The organism is Coleofasciculus sp. FACHB-712, from assembly GCF_014695635.1.
Classification (GTDB): Bacteria; Cyanobacteriota; Cyanobacteriia; order Cyanobacteriales; family FACHB-T130; genus FACHB-T130.
This window is the reverse complement of sequence record NZ_JACJOQ010000428.1, coordinates 1-1,895: the sequence shown is the minus strand read 5'-3', so window position 1 is coordinate 1,895 and position 1,895 is coordinate 1. Positions and strand designations below refer to the sequence as shown.

Annotated in this window: 3 protein-coding genes; 2 read left to right on the top strand and 1 reads right to left on the bottom strand. The window is 48.6% G+C overall.

The features are described 5' to 3' along the window. Positions 1 to 429, top strand: a 429-nt coding sequence (locus H6F50_RS13195) for an alpha/beta hydrolase-fold protein (protein WP_242029013.1), incomplete at its 5' end; no start/stop codon positions are given. Here H6F50_RS13195 and H6F50_RS13190 read toward each other — a convergent pair. Then, positions 401 to 1,234: an SGNH/GDSL hydrolase family protein gene (locus tag H6F50_RS13190; RefSeq protein ID WP_190429049.1), complete on the bottom strand. Its 834-nt coding sequence runs from the start codon at positions 1,232 to 1,234 to the stop codon at positions 401 to 403. The two genes, H6F50_RS13195 and H6F50_RS13190, sit on opposite strands and share 29 nt — an antisense overlap. Before the next feature lie 496 nt (positions 1,235 to 1,730). On the opposite strand from H6F50_RS13190, the gene H6F50_RS27585 reads away from it, so the two are divergent. Continuing rightward, a partial coding sequence (locus H6F50_RS27585; RefSeq protein WP_190429048.1) for a DUF2243 domain-containing protein occupies positions 1,731 to 1,895 on the top strand: 165 nt, incomplete at its 3' end.

Here is a 1,895-nt window from a genome sequence, read left to right as displayed (position 1 = left end):
CAAACTTGGGACGTGATTCGGAGTGGGTACGGTGCCGATATTACTTTTATTGACCGGGCGCTGGCACAAACCTTCAGCCGTTACGCGATCGCGCCAAATCAGGTAGCGATCGCGGGTTTCTCGGATGGGGCTTCCTACGCCCTCTCAGTGGGCATTACCAATGGCGACTTGTTTAGCCACATCATTGCCTTCTCACCGGGATTCATGGCTCCTGCGGCACAGGAAGGGAAGCCGCAGGTATTCATTTCTCACGGGAAGGGGGACACGGTGTTGCCGATTGAGCGATGCAGCCGCCGGATTGTGCCGCAGTTACAACGGGCAAGCTATGACGTGCAGTATCACGAGTTCAACGGACCCCACACGGTTCCGAGTGCGATCGCTCAAGCTTCAATGGAGTGGTTTACCCAAACAGCACCGAAGGAGAATTGAGCATCCCTGCTTCTTGAATCGCGGCAAAGGCAGTTTCCCCTAAAATGCGATGAGTCGCTGTTGTTGGATGAATGCCATCCCAGAACAAAAACTGGTCTGGACTGCCAGAAGTCCCAGCGCCAGCCAAACAGGCATTGAGGACATTAGTAAAGCCAAACGCTGCCGGATTCGCGATCGCTTCTCGATACAGCCGATTGGCATCTAGAGTCGCAATCTGAAGGTCAGAATGCTGCTGAGCTACCTTAAGCGATCGCCTCAAACCTTGATTATGGGCTTGGGTTAATGCACTGAGTCTGGCAGCATTTGCACTGGTTCGGGTAGTCGGCAACTGTCCCAAATCGGGTAAGTTTACCACCAGGAGCTTTTTAGCACCCTTATCAGCCAGAGAAGCGATCGCTTTAGTGATATTTTCAACAGGAATTGTGGCTAGCTCGACTCCCTGTAAATAATCATTTCCCCCCGCCCATAGCACATACAGTGCCTCTGAATTCAGCGGTTGATGTGTTTGGATAAACGATTGCACTTGGGCTAGCAAACCAGGGACAAAACTGTTGCGATCGTTTCCAGAAGTTGCTCCTCCGTAAGCAAAATTTTTGGTTTGATTAGAGGCGAGATCCAGGCGCAGAGCCAGATACTCAACCCAAACCCGACCATTTGAGTAACGCCCCTGAAAGTAAGGTGGGTTGGGTGGATACATTCCTCCTGTCGCTCGGAACACCGTCCCCGCATCCGAGAGACTGTCACCAAACACATAGAGTTCTGTAATCGGATGAGTGTTCTGAATAGATGTTGTGAGTACAGCCATGACAAAAATCAGGTCTCAAGTCCTGCTGATAAAATTCTGTTCTTTCTTGGTTCTTTCTTGAAAGATCCGAAGAGTGCTATTTTTACCTGATTAAAACCAACTTCAACAATTATTGGTGGTTCTAATTTTCAGTAAAGATGTTGGCGATTTGTCGCTTCTCTAGGCTAACAAGCTGACTTCAGCAGCGGAGGACGCAACCGAATACTTTCTAGTGTGGATTTTGCCAATAGCCTAAAATGCGATCGCTGCTCAACGCCAGAGAATTAGCCCAGCTTGTATACCAAAAAACAATCGTCAATCCTCTAGGAGTTAGATGTAATTTCTGAGAGGAAGCGAAACAATTGAAGCAGCCTAATCCCGAAGATAGGTCTGTTTCCGCTTCCGTTTATTTTCTGGGAGTCAAATTCTTCTCCCCATCGTCAATAACGAACCGCACTCAAGAATTCGTTTTCGTTGCGAGTGGTGTACGCGCTGAGGTTGTTACAGAGGTATTGCCATGACTTCAAACCAAACTACATCCCAGGCGAGTAGCCAAGGAAATTCTTCCGTCCATCAGCGCGATCGCCGCCCTCTGATTGTGGCTGGTATTGTGTTAGGAATGAGTCAGGCTGGATTTTTTGATGGGATTGTCATTCATCAATTATTACAATGGCATCATATG